Raw genomic sequence first — 14,943 nt, 5'->3', positions numbered from 1 at the left:
CCCCAAGCATGGCCGAACCCTCCACGAAGGCGCAGATTGACTATGCTGGGAGGGGAACGACTTTTAATGAGGGATTTATGGACGATCCAGTCGACAACAAGCCGCCAACGCTGTTGCAGATGATGCACAGCGTGCTGGCCGCCGCTTTCGGCGTGCAGAGCGGCAAGAACCGCGCCCGGGATTTCACCCACGGCAAACCGAGTCACTTCGTGATATTGGGGATCGCTTTCACGGCGATCTTCGCCTTGACGTTGTTTGGCATCGTCAAGCTGGTGGTGCATCTGGCGGGGTTGTAGCGCTTCAACGCCACACATAATCCTGTGGGAGCGAGCTTGCTCGCGATAGCGATTGTTCAGTCAGGCATGATGCGACTGATACACCGCTATCGCGAGCAAGCTCGCTCCCACATTGGCTATTGCGTTGACGACAAATTATTGATGACTGACCCAGAACACTGCGGTACCCACCACCAGGATAATCAGGAACAAAATGGCCCAGGCATCAACAGTACTGTCGCTTTTCCTTGCTTTGGTCGGATTGCTCATTGCATCGCCTCTTGTCGGTTTTGTAGGTGATTGCATAGGGACTCGACCACAGTTAAGACGATGATTGCCCGTACGACAAATGTGGGTTAGGCAATAATCAGTCTCATTAGTCGATTTGGTTCTTTACATATACTCAAACATCACTTTTGCGCATAACTCAAAACAGGTATCTTGCACCGGCTCCTCTAGGAGTGCGCGGCCGTGCGCGCAGAATTGCCGAGGCAGAACCCGATTCCAGCGAGCCAACATGCAGCTGTTTCTGATCGGCCCAAGCCTGAGACCGAGACTTATATGTACGTATATGACGAGTACGATCAGCGAATCATCGAGGACCGCGTCAAGCAGTTCCGTGATCAGACCCGACGCTATCTGGCAGGCGAGCTGAGCGAAGAAGAATTCCGCCCTCTGCGCCTGCAGAATGGCCTGTATATCCAGCGCTTCGCCCCGATGCTGCGCGTGGCCGTGCCTTATGGCCAGTTGACCTCGCGCCAGGTGCGCAAGCTGGCGCAGATTGCCCGCGACTATGACAAGGGCTATGCCCACATCAGTACCCGGCAGAACGTCCAGTACAACTGGCCGGCCCTGGAAGACGTGCCTGAGATCCTGGCCGAACTGGCCACCGTGCAGATGCACGCGATCCAGACCAGCGGCAACTGCCTGCGTAACGTCACCACCGACCAGTTCGCCGGTGTCGCGGCCGACGAGTTGATCGACCCGCGGCCGTGGTGCGAAATCGTTCGCCAGTGGACGACGTTCCACCCGGAATTCGCCTACCTGCCGCGCAAGTTCAAGATCGCCATCAACGGCTCGACCTCGGACCGTGCGGCCATCGAAGTCCATGACATCGGCCTGGAGACGGTCTACAACGCCGCCGGCGAGCTGGGCTTCCGTGTGCTGGTGGGCGGCGGCCTGGGACGTACCCCGGTGGTCGGCGCGTTCATCAACGAGTTCCTGCCGTGGCAGGACCTGCTGAGCTACCTTGACGCCATCCTGCGGGTGTACAACCGCTATGGCCGTCGCGACAACAAGTACAAGGCGCGGATCAAGATCCTGGTCAAGGCCCTGACGCCGGACGTGTTCGCCGAGAAGGTCGAGGCCGAGATGGCTCACCTGCGTGGCGGCCAGACCACCCTGACCGAAGCCGAAGTGCATCGCGTCGCCAAGCACTTCGTCGACCCGCAGTACAAGGCGCTGGCCAATCAGGACGCCGAACTGGCTGCCCTCGACAAGGAACACCCGGGGTTCGCTCGCTGGCGCACCCGCAACACCCTGGCCCACAAGAAGCCGGGTTATGTCGCGGTGACCTTGTCCCTGAAACCAACCGGCGTCGCACCGGGCGACATCACCGACAAGCAACTGGACGCCGTTGCCGACCTGGCCGAGCGCTACAGCTTCGGCCAACTGCGCACGTCCCACGAGCAGAACATCATCCTGGCAGACGTGGAACAGAGCCAGTTGTTCACCTTGTGGGGCGAGCTGCGTGAGCAAGGTTTCGCCACGCCGAACATCGGCCTGCTGACCGACATGATCTGCTGCCCAGGCGGCGACTTCTGCTCCCTGGCCAACGCCAAGTCGATCCCTATCGCCGAATCGATCCAGCGTCGTTTCGACGACCTGGACTACCTGTTCGACATCGGCGAGCTGGACCTGAACATTTCCGGTTGCATGAACGCCTGTGGTCACCACCACGTCGGCCACATCGGCATCCTGGGCGTGGACAAGAAAGGCGAAGAGTTCTACCAGGTCTCCCTGGGCGGCAGCGGTAGCCGCGACGCCAGCCTGGGCAAGATCCTCGGCCCGTCGTTTGCCCAGGACGACATGCCTGACGTGATCGAGAAGCTGATCGACGTGTACATCGAACAACGTACCCCGGACGAGCGCTTCATCGACACTTACCAACGTATTGGCATCGACCTCTTCAAGGAACGCGTCTATGCAGCGAATCATTAAGAACAACGAGGTCATCGACGAAACCTGGCACCTGCTGCCCAAGGACGCGAGTTTCGATGGCATCTCCAACTGTGACGACCTGATCGTGCCCCTGGCCCTGTGGCGCGATCATGCCCATGCCCTCAAGGCCCGCGACGGCGGCCTGGGTGTGTGGCTGGACGCCGACGAGGAAGCCGAGGAAATCGGTGATGATGCCAACCAGTTGCAGGTCATCGCCCTGAACTTCCCGGCCTTCACCGACGGGCGCAGCTACTCCAACGCCCGCCTGCTGCGTGACCGCTATGGTTTCAAGGGTGAATTGCGGGCCATTGGCGACGTACTGCGCGACCAGTTGTTCTACATGCGCCGTTGCGGTTTCGACGCCTTCGCCTTGCGCGCCGACAAAGACCCCTATGAAGCCCTCGAAAGCCTCAAGGACTTCTCGGTGACCTACCAGGCCGCCACTGACGAGCCGCTGCCGCTGTTCCGTCGTCGCTGAAAGCTGATACATGAAAAAGCCCTGTTCCGGGTGTGCCGGTTCAGGGCTTTTTTTTGTTGATGGATGATGGGGAGCAGAACCTGATCTACAGCCCACCAAGGGCCCCCTGTGGGAGCGAGCTTGCTCGCGGTAGCGGTTTGCCTGGGCAGGTGATGTTGAGTGTGCCGCCGTCATCGCGAGCAAGCTCGCTCCCACAAGAGATGGGTGGTGGAATTAGGACCTTCAGTCCACCATGGACCTACTGTGGGAGCGAGCTTGCTCGCGATAGCGGTTTGCCTGGGCAGGTGATGTTGAATGTGCCGCCGTCATCGCGAGCAAGCTCGCTCCCACAGAGTTTAGTGTGAGCATCTTCTCCCGGATTACCAGAACCGCTGCTGGGTCAGGCGGCTCCACCAATTGAGCAGCACACGATCCACCGAACCGCTGGCGGCCATGCCGATGCGTTCCTGCAGGCTTTTGCGTTCGGCGTAGTGCAGGTGGTACAGCTCGGCACCCTTGGCCCGTTCGGCCAGGTACTCGTCGCTGGTTTTCAGCTCGTCCACCAAGCGCTTATCCAGCGCCGCGACACCCAGCCAGACTTCACCTGTCGCCACTTCATCGATAGCCAATTGCGGACGATAGTTGGACACGAAGTTCTTGAACAGCTCGTGGGTGATGTCCAGGTCTTCCTGGAACTTCTCCCGGCCCTTCTCGGTATTTTCGCCGAACACGGTCAACGTGCGTTTGTATTCGCCGGCCGTCAACACTTCGAAATCGATGTCATGTTTCTTCAGCAGACGGTTGACGTTGGGCAATTGCGCGACGACGCCGATGGAACCCAGGATCGCAAAGGGCGCGCTGATAATCTTCTCGCCGATGCACGCCATCATGTAGCCGCCGCTGGCCGCGACCTTGTCGATGCAGACGGTCAGCGGCACGCCGGCCTGACGGATCCGCGCCAGTTGCGACGAAGCCAGGCCGTAGCTGTGGACCATGCCGCCGCCGCTTTCCAGGCGCAGCACCACTTCATCCTTCGGCGTCGCCAGGGTCAGCAGCGCGGTGATTTCGTGACGCAGGCTCTCGGTGGCCGAGGCCTTGATGTCACCGTCGAAGTCCAGCACGAACACTCGGGGCTTGGTCGCCGGCTTGTCCTTGTTTTTCTTCCCGGCCTTTTCAGCCTTGCCTTCGGCCTTGCGCAGCGTCTTGAGTTGATCCTTGTCCAGCAGCGTCTGTTCCAGGCGCTCGCGAAGCCCCTTGTAGAAATCGTTGAGTTTGCTCACCTGCAACTGGCCGGCCGACTTGCGCCGCCCCTTGCTGCGCAGCGCAGCAAAACTGGCCAGCACCACCAGGATGGCGATCACCAGCGTCACGGTCTTGGCCAGGAAACCGGCGTATTCGATGAAAAACTCCACAGCAACTCCTTAAATGCAATGCGCCACTGAACGCAGGCGCGTAACGGTCCCAGCATACCCATGCGCCTGCGTCGCGGCCAGCCAAGAAACCTATGGTTACCTTGACGCGAGCGCGACAGGGCAAGGCTGCAACGGGCATTTCAAACAAGCGTATGTTTTTTCATTGACAGCTCACCGCCATCCCCATAACCTCGCCAAACCTTCAACGTACCGGGATGACGCGGACGTGGGCAGTATCTATCTGATTCGACATGGCCAGGCCTCCTTTGGTGCGGACGACTACGATGTCCTCTCGCCCAATGGCGTACGCCAGGCGCAAGTGCTCGGCGGCCACCTCGCCGAGCTTGGTGTCGTATTCGATCGCTGCCTCTCGGGTGACCTGCGTCGCCAACAGGATACCGCCGTCGGCGCGCTGGGCCAGATGTCTGCCGCCGGCATGCCGGTCCCCGAGCTGGAAATCGACGCCGCGTTCAATGAGTTCGATGCCGACGCGGTCATTCGTGCCCTGCTGCCTGACATGCTCCCCGAGGAGCCCGAGGCGCTGCATATCCTGCGCAACGCTGCGCATAACCGCGCCGAGTTCCAGCGCATCTTCGTGCTGATCGTCGAGCGCTGGCTCAGCGGCCGGTATGACCCGCCCGGCCTGGAAAGCTGGCTGGGTTTCGTCGAACGGGTCCAGGCGGGCCTGCAGCGCATCCTGGAGCAAGCCGACAACACCCACAAGATCGCCGTGTTCACCTCCGGCGGCACCATCACCGCCCTGCTTCACCTGATCACCCGGATACCGGCCCGACAGGCCTTCGAACTGAACTGGCAAATCGTTAACACCTCGCTCAACCACCTGAAATTCAGGGGCCGCGAGGTGGCCCTGGCTTCCTTCAACAGCCATGCCCACCTGCAACTGTTGAAGGCCCCGGACCTCATCACCTTTCGCTGAGTCCGGATTACTGTAGACCCTTGCTGTACCACCCAAATAAGGATCGAACCATGACCTCCGTAGCCGACGCCGTACAAGCCATGAAAGCCAAGTTCAACCCAGCCGCCGCTGCCGGCCTGGACCTGGTATTCGGTTTCCGCATCGACGATACCAAGAATTTCTCGCTGATCGTCAAAGACGGCACCTGCGAACTGCAGGAAGGTGAAAACCCTGACGCCCAGGTGACCCTGGTGATGGACGCCGAAACCCTGGAAGGCATCGTCGACGGCAGCACCGACGGCATGCAAGCGTTCATGGGCGGCAAGCTGCGCACCGAAGGCGACATGATGCTGGCCATGAAACTGTCAGAGCTGTTCCCGGCCTGAGATTGAGTTCGCCCTCTTCGCGGACCTTTCGATTGCAAACGAATCCCGCCCCCGTGGCGGGATTCGTGTTTCTGCCTCCCTGATTACCCACCGCACACAACCTTGATCCCTGTCAGTTCCCGCTTCACCTGCAACCGCTAACGTAACGCTTCCATCAAGGCCAGGGACGGCTCATCGGGAGCCTGCGCCTGCGCATCTCAAGGAAGAGAGATTCATGCCTCCACTGAAGATCGTTCTGCTGTCCAGCGCCTTCAACGGCCTGACCCAACGCGCCTGGCTGGACCTGCGCGAGGCTGGCTATAGCCCCAGCGTTGTGCTGTTTACCGATGCGGCCTCGGTCTGCCGGCAAATCGAAGAAAGTGGCGCCGACCTGGTGATCTGCCCGTTTCTCAAGGATCGTGTACCCAAGCAATTGTGGCGCAACCCACGGCGCCCGGTGGTGATCATCCATCCGGGCATTGTAGGTGATCGCGGTGCCAGTGCCCTGGACTGGGCGATCACCCGGCAGCCCGATCGCTGGGGCGTCACCGCCTTGCAGGCGGTGGAGGAAATGGACGCAGGCCCCATCTGGGCCACCTGCGAATTCGACCTGCCCAAGGGCCTGCGCAAATCCGAGCTGTATAACGGCCCGGTCAGCGACGCGGCCATTCATTGCATCCGCGAGGTGGTGGAAAAACACCGCGACGGTTTCGTCCCGGTGCCGCTGGACTATGGCCGCCCTGACGTGATCGGGCGCTTGCAACCGAACATGACCCAGGACGATCGCAGCTTCAGCTGGCACGACAGCAGCGTTTTCATCCAGCGCTGCATCGACGCCGCAGACGGTCAACCCGGTGTGCTCGCCAGCCTGGCCGGCGAACAATTCTACCTGTACGACGCCCATCTGGATGTTCGCCATGGCCTGCCCGGCGAATTGTTGGCCGTGCGTGACGATGCGGTGCTGGTGGCAACAGGGGATGCAGGCCTGTGGATCGGCGCCCTGCGCCGCAAACCGCAACCCGGCGAACAGACCTTCAAGCGCCCGGCGCGCCATGTCCTGTCGAACCGACTCGAAGGCGTCCCGGTGCTCGACAGTTCCCTGGCCCGGCAGCCGTTCAGCGACGAGCCTTATCAACCCATTCGCTACCGCGAATGCGGCCATGTCGGGGAGCTGACGTTCGAGTTCTATAACGGGGCGATGAGCACGGAGCAATGCCAGCGTCTGGTGGCGGCACTGCGCTGGGCCAAATCCCGGGACACCCAGGTGCTGTTGATCCGCGGTGGACGCGGCAGCTTTTCCAACGGCGTGCACCTGAACGTGATCCAGGCCGCCGCCGAACCCGGCCTGGAAGCGTGGGCCAACATCCAGGCCATCGACGACGTCTGCCTGGAGTTGTTCAACGCCCGGCAACTGGTGGTCAGCGGCCTGACGGGGAACGCCGGGGCCGGTGGCGTGATGCTGGCCCTGGCCGCCGATATCGTGCTGGCGCGCCACGACATCGTGCTCAATCCCCACTACGCGACCATGGGCTTGTACGGCTCCGAATACTGGACCTACAGCCTGCCCCGCGCGGTGGGTCCGGACATGGCCTGGAAACTCACCCAGGACTGCCTGCCCATCAGCGCCCTGGAAGCATTGCGCTACGGCATGATCCAGGAGATCGGCCCGCGTTGCCCCGACGAGTTCGGCCTGTGGCTGCTGCAACGGGCCAACCGCGCACTGCTCGATCCGACCTACGAAAGCATCCGGGTGCGCAAGGCCGAACGAAGCCTGGCGGCGATCCAGGCCTGTCGCAATGACGAACTCGCACAGATGCGCCGCGACATGGTGGACGATCGCCACGGCTTCGCCGACAAGTGCCGTCGTTTCGTCTTCAAGCACAAGGCCTGCCGTACACCCGATCGCCTGGTTGCGCCTTGGGCCCGGGCGGCACAACCCCAAGCCGTCGAATAACAGCCAGCATCGAGACCATACTGTTTACTCAAGAAGAAGATGACCCCGTGGCGAGGGAGCTTGCTCCCGCTGGGCCGCGAAGCGGCCCCATGACGGTATCAGAGAGGCGCAGCAGCTCTTACAATGCCCGCTTCCCCCGCATCGGCCTGACCATGGACATCGACCTCGCCCGCACCTTCCTGGAAATCGTCCGCCACGGCAGTCTCGCCGCAGCGGCCGAGAAGCTGCACGTGACCCAGACGGCGATCACCGCCCGGGTCCAGAAGCTCGAAAGCCAGCTCGGCTGCGCGCTGTTCGTGCGCAACCGTGCCGGCGCGCGCTTGACCACCGACGGCGAGGCCTTCGTGGTCTACGCAAACCAGCTCGTGCAAACCTGGGAAGCGGCCCGCCGGGACCTGCCATTGCCCGAGGGCTATCGCAACGTCTTGCACCTGGGTGGCGAGGTCAGCCTGTGCAACCCGTTGATGCTGGCCTGGGCCGGTGCACTGCGCGAGAAAATTCCCGGCCATGCCTTGCGCATGGACATCCGCGACGGCGAAAAGCTGCTGCAGCAATTGGAGCTGGGGCTGCTGGATGCGGCGGTGGTCTATCAACCCGAATACTGGCCGCGCCTGCAAGTGGAACAATTGCTGGAAGAAAAACTCATCCTGGTGCGCCTGGCCGCCCGTCCCGAACCCTACGTGTACATCGATTGGAGCGCGGATTTCCGGCGCCAACACGACACCGCGCTACCGGACAAGGCCAAGGCCGCCGTGACCTTCAACCTCGGTCCCCTGGCCCTGCAATACATCCTCGAGAATGGTGGCAGCGGCTACTTCCGCACACGGGTCGTGCAGAGCTACCTGGACAGCGGCATCCTGGAGCGGGTGCCCAAGGCGCCGGAGTTCAACTACCCGACCTACCTGGTGTATTCCAGGGACCGGGATTCGGCGGCGTTGCAACAGGCATTCGAAGTGCTGCGGGAGATCGTCAGGACCGGTAGTGACTGGTCCCAGCGCTGGGATCCGTTGACCTGACGGTTTGTGTTGCTGGCCTGCCTGGCATGAGGCCTGTGGTGGCCAGAGAGATTGCTCCCGCTCGATGCGCAGCGCTCACGAGATCCAGAGGCTGCTACGCAGCCCAGCGGGAGCAAGCTCCCTCGCCACAAAAGTCCTCACAAGCAGTCGGCGCTATGGCTCGCTCTTCATGTGAGCCATGATCTCGTCCTTGATCAGCAATCGCTTCTTTTTGAGCGTCTCTAGGACTTCGTCGGGCAGCACGGCGGAGGATGGCTTCTCGGCGTCGACCACTTCGGCATCCAGTTCGGAGTATTTTTGAAGTAACGAGTCGAGCCTTGGATTCTCGGCCCGTCTTTGCTTGATGTGGTCTTTTGTGCAGTTGAGATCCTGGCACAAATCGTGGGACACCGGCATGGAACACCTCCTTTGATGGATCGGTGGCAGGCGTCCTTTCGACGCCCATCGATTATCAGGATGGCCTCGTCGACGGGGTTCTGTCGACCGCCAATCCGACCAGCGGTGACCGTTCGTCGTACCGTCGCGCATTGCGATCAAACCTTTGCCAACGCACCGCTCTCCATTGATCAGTGACCACAAGAATCACTTGTACAACCTGTGTGGAGACTTACCTATGGACAGATTTACCCTGCGTCAACTCGGCCTGGCAGTTGCCCTGAGTACCAGCATGGGCATGGCATGGGCCGCGACTTCAAATGACTTTGTCGACAACGCGGCGGCCGGTGGCATTGCGGAAATCGAAACCAGCAAGCTGGCCTTGCAAAAAAGCCAATCGGCGGACATCAAGGCGTTCGCCAACAAGATGATCACCGACCACACCAAGGCCAATGAAGAGCTGAAGGCGCTGGCTCAGAAACATGACATCCAGGTACCCGACGACACCACGTTGATGAAAAAAGCCAAGGCGAAGATTCTCGACGTGCGCGATGAGTCTTTTGATCCGGCCTTCGCCAACAACCAGGTCAAGGCCCACGAAGAAACCATCGAGCTGTTCAAGAAAGAAGCCAACACCGTTACCGACGACAAGAAAGCTGGCAGTACAGAACTCAAGGCGTTCGCCCAGAAGATGCTGCCGGACCTGCAACACCACCTGGATGAAGCCAAGAAACTTCAGGCTGCTCACCCAAGCAAGTAACGGCAAGCCCGGCCCTTGAGCCGACATAGGGCTCGCTCAAGAAAAAACGGCGCTACTCCCCATAGGGGAAGGCGCCGTTTTTGTATCTCGAATTCTTATCAGGCCTGAAGCCCTTTGCGAGCCACCGCGGCACCGGCCTGCAACGCCCTCCCCACCTGCTCTTCGAAATTCCCCTGGCTCATCACCTGCAAGGCTGCGGCCGTGACGCCCCGATAAGCCACCAAGGCGTCGATCATCTGCTGGGGATCACGATTGGCCAGCAGTTGACTGCTGTTGACCACGACATTTTTTGCTGCCATCTGCGCGATGTCGCCAGGTATGCCGGCCAACATCGCCTGACGGGCCAGGGCCGTCATCAGCAAGGCCGGAAAGGCCGGGCCGGTGCCCGAGAGCGCAGAGAGGTAATCGATGAAGTCCTCTTGCTGGACTTCTGCCGCGGTGCCTACGCATTCGAACACACGCTGCACCAGGTTTTTCGTTGCCGCTCCTACCCCGGCCGAACAATACCAAGGCGTAAAGGACTGCTCGATTTCCACCGCCGCGTTGGGCATCGCCCGCACGATCGCTGAAGCTGACGTCTGCACGGCAATCATCTGCGCCGTAATCCCGGCCATCAAGGAAATCACGGTTTTGCCCGTCGCATCGATGCCCAGGCTGGCGAAATGCTCGGGGCGCACCGCGATGATCACTACGTCGCTACGATCCACCAACCCTTGGTTGTCCGCGACCAGGCGAGCGCCTTGTTCAGCCAACGGATGGTTGCCCGAGCGATTGGAAATGATCAGGTTCCCCGCCGGCACCAGTCCCTTGGCCAGGACCGCCCTGGCAATCGCGCCACCCAACCAGCCGGTGCCGCCAATGATCCCCAAGGTTTTATTGATCATCGGCATTGCCTTCGAAAGTGTCCGTCAGCGGAACGAAGACACCGGGCTCTTTTTCGGCATAGCCGAACTTCCCATAGAAACGATCCAACTCACGCTGCTTGGGGACCTTGCCAGTAAAGATGCTCACGTAATGCGGGATGCGCTGGAAGCGCACGGTGATCAACTCCGTGGTGTTCATGGTGATGTAGCCGATCTGTGTCAGGTAGATCGTTCGGGCCCGTGCATCAGCGCCTTGGGTGTCGTAGCCGAAGCGCTTGAACATGCTCGCCAGGGCATTCATGCGCTGCTCGTCCACGACTGCCACCTCCTGGGCCACTTCAGCGGACTGAAGCGCCCAACTGCGCACGGCGAATTCGAATTGCGAGTCGAACAATTGCGGATTGAGCCAGCACTCGAACACATTCAGGATCGCCTCGGAAATGCTTTCGGCATAGCTTTCACTTTGCCGTATGAGCCCCCCTGTATTGGTCTCCCGCCAACGCGACAGCAACGCCGCCAGCAGTTGCTCGCGATCCTCGAAAAACCAGTAGAAGCTGGTGCGTGACAAGCCCAGGCGCTTGGCCAGCGGCATGACCCGCACCGCATCGATGCCCGACTCCTTCAGGGCCTCATAGGCCGCTTCCAGCCAACCCTCCGGCGAGCCCCGCCAACCTGCGTCCTGGGCCTTGCCACGTGCCTTTCCTACCTGGGGCATCCTGCTTACCTTCTTCAATCATGCGTAGCGCGAATGTACTTGGATGACCGCTGAATGTACACCCAAGTACATTTAATCGACTTTTTTGACCCAGAAGTGGCGAATCATTGATGATAAAAACTCATGAGGCACTGACTTAAAATGGTTTGTCAGCCAAAGGCACCTGGATAACTATCTCCCACAGGCAACGGACTCCAAACCAAAACAACAACGAGCCGCCATTATGAATCTTGCAGTGCACTCCTCTGGAAAACCCTCGACATCCGGCCAAAGAAAGCCGGGGCGACTGGCGTTGTCACACGCTTCTTCTGTTACCCATTCCCTGCCCAAACTTCGATAACTGCTGACGCGACGCCTCGCACAGTCGTTTTGCGTTGCCTGCGAACCTGGCACGCGAAGCGGCGCCCGGGCGGTTGCTGGCATGCGGTTTCTTTCCATCAGCCGGATCAGTGATATGTGGATGACACAAGAGAAGCTTCCCCTGGGCGAACACATCGCTCGGTATGTCGAATGGTTGACTCAACATGGCGCCGGTATTTTCGACGCCATCTCGCTGTCGCTGTCGGGTGTGATCACCGCGTTTACCACCGCACTCCTGTGGTTCAACCCCTTGGCGTTGATCGCTGTTTTCGCCCTGCTCGCCTACTACATCCAACGCAAGGTGAGCCTCACCCTCTTCGTCACCTTCGCCTTCCTGCTGATCTTCAACCTCGGTTACTGGCAAGAGACCATGGAAACCCTTGCCCAAGTGACCTTCGCCACACTCGTTTGCGTGGTCATCGGTGTACCGCTGGGCATTGTTGCCGCGCACAAACCGATGTTCTACACACTGATGCGTCCGGTACTCGATCTGATGCAGACCGTACCGACCTTCGTTTACCTCATTCCTACGCTGACACTCTTCGGTCTGGGTGTGGTCCCGGGCCTGATCTCAACCGTGGTATTCGCCATCGCCGCCCCCATTCGCCTGACCTACCTGGGCATCCGCGATGTCCCGGAAGAACTGATGGATGCCGGCAAGGCCTTCGGCTGTTCGCGCCGCCAATTATTGGCGCGCATCGAACTGCCCCACGCCATGCCCAGCATCGCCGCCGGCATCACCCAATGCATCATGCTGTCGCTGTCCATGGTGGTGATTGCCGCCCTCGTGGGCGCCGACGGGCTTGGCAAGCCGGTGGTCAACGCGCTGAACACCGCCGATATCTCGATGGGTTTCGAAGCGGGCCTTGCCATCGTGCTGCTGGCGATCACGCTCGACCGCATCTGCAAGCAACGTGAAACCCTGAAAAGAGGTGACGTATGAGCATCATCCGTTTTGAAGACGTCGACGTCATCTTCGCCGCCCGCCCGAAGCCTGCCCTGGATCTGCTCGACCAAGGCTTTTCCCGTCCGGAGATTCTTCAGAAAACCGGTTTGATCGTCGGCGTGGAGAAAGCCAACCTGGAGATCAACAAAGGTGAGATCTGCGTGCTGATGGGCCTGTCCGGCTCCGGCAAGTCCAGCCTGCTGCGCTGCATCAACGGGCTGAACACCGTCAGTCGCGGCAAACTGTTCGTCGAACACGAAGGCCGGCAGATCGACATCGCCGCTTGCACCCCCGCCGAGCTGAAAATGATGCGCACCCAACGCATCGCCATGGTGTTCCAGAAGTTCGCCCTGATGCCCTGGCTGACAGTGCGCGAGAACATCAGCTTCGGCCTGGAAATGCAGGGCCGCCCGGAAAAGGAACGGCGCAAGCTGGTGGATGAAAAACTCGAGCTGGTGGGCCTGACCCAATGGCGCAATAAAAAACCCCATGAGCTGTCCGGCGGCATGCAGCAACGGGTCGGCCTGGCCCGCGCCCTGGCGATGGACGCCGACATCCTGCTGATGGACGAACCTTTCTCCGCCCTCGACCCACTGATCCGCCAAGGCTTGCAGGATGAGTTGCTCGACCTGCAGCGCAAGCTGCACAAGACCATCGTGTTCGTCAGCCATGACCTGGACGAAGCCCTGAAGCTGGGCACGCGCATCGCCATCATGAAAGACGGCAAGATCATCCAGTACAGCAAGCCTGAAGAGATCGTACTGAACCCGGCCGACGACTACGTGCGCAACTTCGTCGCCCACACCAACCCGTTGAATGTGCTGTGCGCGAAAAGCTTGATGACCCCGCTGGGCCAGTGCGTTTTCGCCCGCGACGAATATTGCCTGGATACGGCTCAAAACCTGTGGATGGTGGTCACCGCGCAGCGTCATTTGAGCAGCGTGCGAAAAGGCGCCACGACCGCACACGTCCAATCCTGGAATCCGACCCAGGCCATCGGGACCTTGGCTCGGCAACCGACCTGTGTGCCGCCGACCACGACCATGCGCGACGCCCTGCAGATCCGCTACGAAACCGGCCACCCCCTCATCGTGCAGGACGAGGCCGGTACCGTCCTGGGCATCGTGGGCGACGGTGAACTGTATCGGGCACTGCTGGGGCATAACCTGTCACACCCGGTGTTTGCTGAACCCGCAGCAGAATCTTCGGTGGCGTAACTCACGGCACGGCGTTGGAACACTCCTATGCAACCCAGCGATATCGATAAAAAGGTCAAGGGCTATCGGCGGCTGATACCGTCGATGACGGCGCTGCTGGAGTTCGAGGCGGTGGCGCGGCTGGCCAGCTTCACCCTGGCGGCCCAGGAACTGGGCGTGACCCAGGCGGCCGTCAGCAAACAGATCCGTTTGTTGGAAGAGACCCTGGAGACCAAGCTGTTCCATCGCCTTCATCGAGCGATCAAGCTGACTCATGAAGGTTATGTCCTGCACCTGGTCGTCGCGGAGTCCATACACCGCATGGCCAGTGTCTTCGACAAGATTGCCGAGGGTATTGGTGAGCAGGAGATCACCATCGCCTGCACCGAGGCGTTTTCGCACTTGCGAATACTCCCCAGGTTGACCGCGCTACGCACCCTGCAACCCAAGCTGAAATTGCGCCTGCTGACACAGCAGGTCTCGCCCAGTTCATATCGCGATGACGTCGACCTGGCCATCCGTTTCGGCAATGGAAAATGGGAGGACGGAAGCTCGATTTTCCTCTTTGACGAAGAAGTCTTTCCCGTGTGTTCGCCGGCCTGGCTGGCCGCCAATCCGGCCCCTTCCTCCATTGCCGATTTTCTGGACACGGCGCTGATTGACTCCGATTCAACCCTGGAAGGCTGGATGACCTGGAACCGTTGGTGCCGGGAACTCGGGGATATGCGCCCCAAGCTCAATTATTCATTTCGCTGCAGTTCCTACAACGATGCGATCCAGGCGGCCATGCAGGGCCACGGCATTGCATTGGGCTGGAGCCGGCTGATCGCGCACCGACTCAACAGCGGTGAGCTGATCAGAATCACGCCCTATGGGGTCAAGCCAAAAGACGCTTATTACCTGGTCATTCCAAATGGTCGCAAACGTGAGTCCATCACCCAGGCACTGATCGACTGGCTGAGCGATGACAGCCACCTAAGCCACTGATTATCAAGACGTTAAAGACCACTTCCAGGCATAACGCAAAGTTATGCGAACGTGAAAATAAAGCGCGTTGACGGTCTTATCGCACCTTCCCAAACTGTACTTGCCGCCTGATCAACCTTGAGTTTG

15 protein-coding genes are annotated in these 14,943 nt (G+C 60.2%); 11 read left to right on the top strand and 4 right to left on the bottom strand.

Annotated features, from left to right (window positions below; genetic code table 11):
- Positions 1-77: 77 nt before the first annotated feature.
- The 3 genes from J3P85_RS10930 (at position 78) to J3P85_RS10920 (ending at position 2,973) form a co-directional block, all read left to right on the top strand.
- The gene (locus J3P85_RS10930) at positions 78-296 is read left to right on the top strand and encodes a DUF2970 domain-containing protein (protein WP_250965358.1); all 219 of its coding nucleotides are present in this window, start codon (positions 78-80) and stop codon (positions 294-296) included.
- Between the two features lie 540 nt (positions 297-836).
- Positions 837-2,495 carry a nitrite/sulfite reductase gene (locus J3P85_RS10925; protein WP_434705791.1) on the top strand — a complete coding sequence of 553 codons (1,659 nt, stop codon included), beginning with the start codon at positions 837-839 and terminating at the stop codon, positions 2,493-2,495.
- Positions 2,479-2,973: a DUF934 domain-containing protein gene (locus tag J3P85_RS10920; RefSeq protein ID WP_123413203.1), complete on the top strand. Its 495-nt coding sequence runs from the start codon at positions 2,479-2,481 to the stop codon at positions 2,971-2,973. The genes J3P85_RS10925 and J3P85_RS10920 overlap by 17 nt, the downstream gene beginning before the upstream one ends.
- Positions 2,974-3,332: 359 nt before the next feature.
- Here J3P85_RS10920 and sohB read toward each other — a convergent pair whose 3' ends face one another.
- Positions 3,333-4,364 (bottom strand): protease SohB, encoded by a 1,032-nt coding sequence (gene sohB, locus J3P85_RS10915; protein WP_434705790.1) that lies wholly within the window; start codon positions 4,362-4,364, stop codon positions 3,333-3,335.
- Positions 4,365-4,590: 226 nt separating this feature from the next.
- Here sohB and J3P85_RS10910 point away from each other — a divergent pair, with 226 nt between their 5' ends.
- From J3P85_RS10910 to J3P85_RS10895, 4 genes are all read left to right on the top strand, one after another.
- Entirely contained in the window at positions 4,591-5,301 is a 711-nt protein-coding gene (locus J3P85_RS10910) for a histidine phosphatase family protein (RefSeq protein ID WP_434705789.1), read from the top strand.
- A 50-nt stretch (positions 5,302-5,351) separates the two neighbouring features.
- Positions 5,352-5,666, top strand: a complete 315-nt coding sequence (locus tag J3P85_RS10905; RefSeq protein WP_434705788.1) for an SCP2 sterol-binding domain-containing protein — start codon at positions 5,352-5,354, stop codon at positions 5,664-5,666.
- Positions 5,667-5,880: 214 nt separating this feature from the next.
- On the top strand, positions 5,881-7,599 hold the full coding sequence (locus J3P85_RS10900; RefSeq protein WP_434705787.1) for a hydrogenase maturation protein: 1,719 nt from the start codon (positions 5,881-5,883) through the stop codon (positions 7,597-7,599).
- Between the two features lie 152 nt (positions 7,600-7,751).
- Entirely contained in the window at positions 7,752-8,615 is an 864-nt protein-coding gene (locus J3P85_RS10895; RefSeq protein ID WP_250965925.1) for a LysR family transcriptional regulator, read from the top strand.
- A 153-nt stretch (positions 8,616-8,768) separates the two neighbouring features.
- On the opposite strand, the gene J3P85_RS10890 is transcribed toward J3P85_RS10895, so the two are convergent.
- Entirely contained in the window at positions 8,769-9,011 is a 243-nt protein-coding gene (locus J3P85_RS10890) for a YdcH family protein (RefSeq protein WP_186731019.1), read from the bottom strand.
- 217 nt (positions 9,012-9,228) lie between these two features.
- Between J3P85_RS10890 and J3P85_RS10885 the strand changes: the two genes are divergently transcribed.
- Complete coding sequence (locus tag J3P85_RS10885) at positions 9,229-9,750, top strand: DUF4142 domain-containing protein (protein ID WP_434570997.1); 522 nt, start codon at positions 9,229-9,231, stop codon at positions 9,748-9,750.
- Between the two features lie 98 nt (positions 9,751-9,848).
- Here the strand turns inward: J3P85_RS10885 and J3P85_RS10880 are convergent, their stop codons facing one another.
- Both J3P85_RS10880 and J3P85_RS10875 read right to left on the bottom strand, forming a co-directional pair.
- Positions 9,849-10,634 (bottom strand): pyrroline-5-carboxylate reductase family protein, encoded by a 786-nt coding sequence (locus tag J3P85_RS10880; RefSeq protein ID WP_434705786.1) that lies wholly within the window; start codon positions 10,632-10,634, stop codon positions 9,849-9,851.
- The gene (locus tag J3P85_RS10875) at positions 10,624-11,328 is read right to left on the bottom strand and encodes a TetR/AcrR family transcriptional regulator (RefSeq protein ID WP_186706666.1); all 705 of its coding nucleotides are present in this window, start codon (positions 11,326-11,328) and stop codon (positions 10,624-10,626) included. Before J3P85_RS10875 ends, J3P85_RS10880 begins: the two co-directional genes overlap by 11 nt.
- Positions 11,329-11,782: 454 nt before the next feature.
- Here J3P85_RS10875 and choW point away from each other — a divergent pair, with 454 nt between their 5' ends.
- Genes choW through J3P85_RS10860 form a run of 3 tightly spaced genes read left to right on the top strand, consistent with a single transcriptional unit; the run spans position 11,783 to position 14,817 of the window.
- A complete protein-coding gene (gene choW, locus J3P85_RS10870) occupies positions 11,783-12,631 on the top strand; it encodes a choline ABC transporter permease subunit (RefSeq protein ID WP_186706665.1) in 849 nt (282 codons plus the stop codon).
- Positions 12,628-13,851, top strand: a complete 1,224-nt coding sequence (gene choV / locus J3P85_RS10865) for a choline ABC transporter ATP-binding protein (RefSeq protein ID WP_434705785.1) — start codon at positions 12,628-12,630, stop codon at positions 13,849-13,851. The genes choW and choV overlap by 4 nt, the downstream gene beginning before the upstream one ends.
- A gap of 27 nt (positions 13,852-13,878) precedes the next feature.
- Positions 13,879-14,817: a LysR substrate-binding domain-containing protein gene (locus J3P85_RS10860; RefSeq protein ID WP_434705784.1), complete on the top strand. Its 939-nt coding sequence runs from the start codon at positions 13,879-13,881 to the stop codon at positions 14,815-14,817.
- The last annotated feature ends 126 nt before the right edge of the window (positions 14,818-14,943 follow it).

The sequence above is a fragment of the Pseudomonas sp. Z1-12 genome, from assembly GCF_051132015.1.
In the GTDB taxonomy this organism is placed as follows: domain Bacteria; phylum Pseudomonadota; class Gammaproteobacteria; order Pseudomonadales; family Pseudomonadaceae; genus Aquipseudomonas; species Aquipseudomonas zanjanensis.
This window is presented reverse-complemented; position numbering and strand designations above follow the sequence as displayed.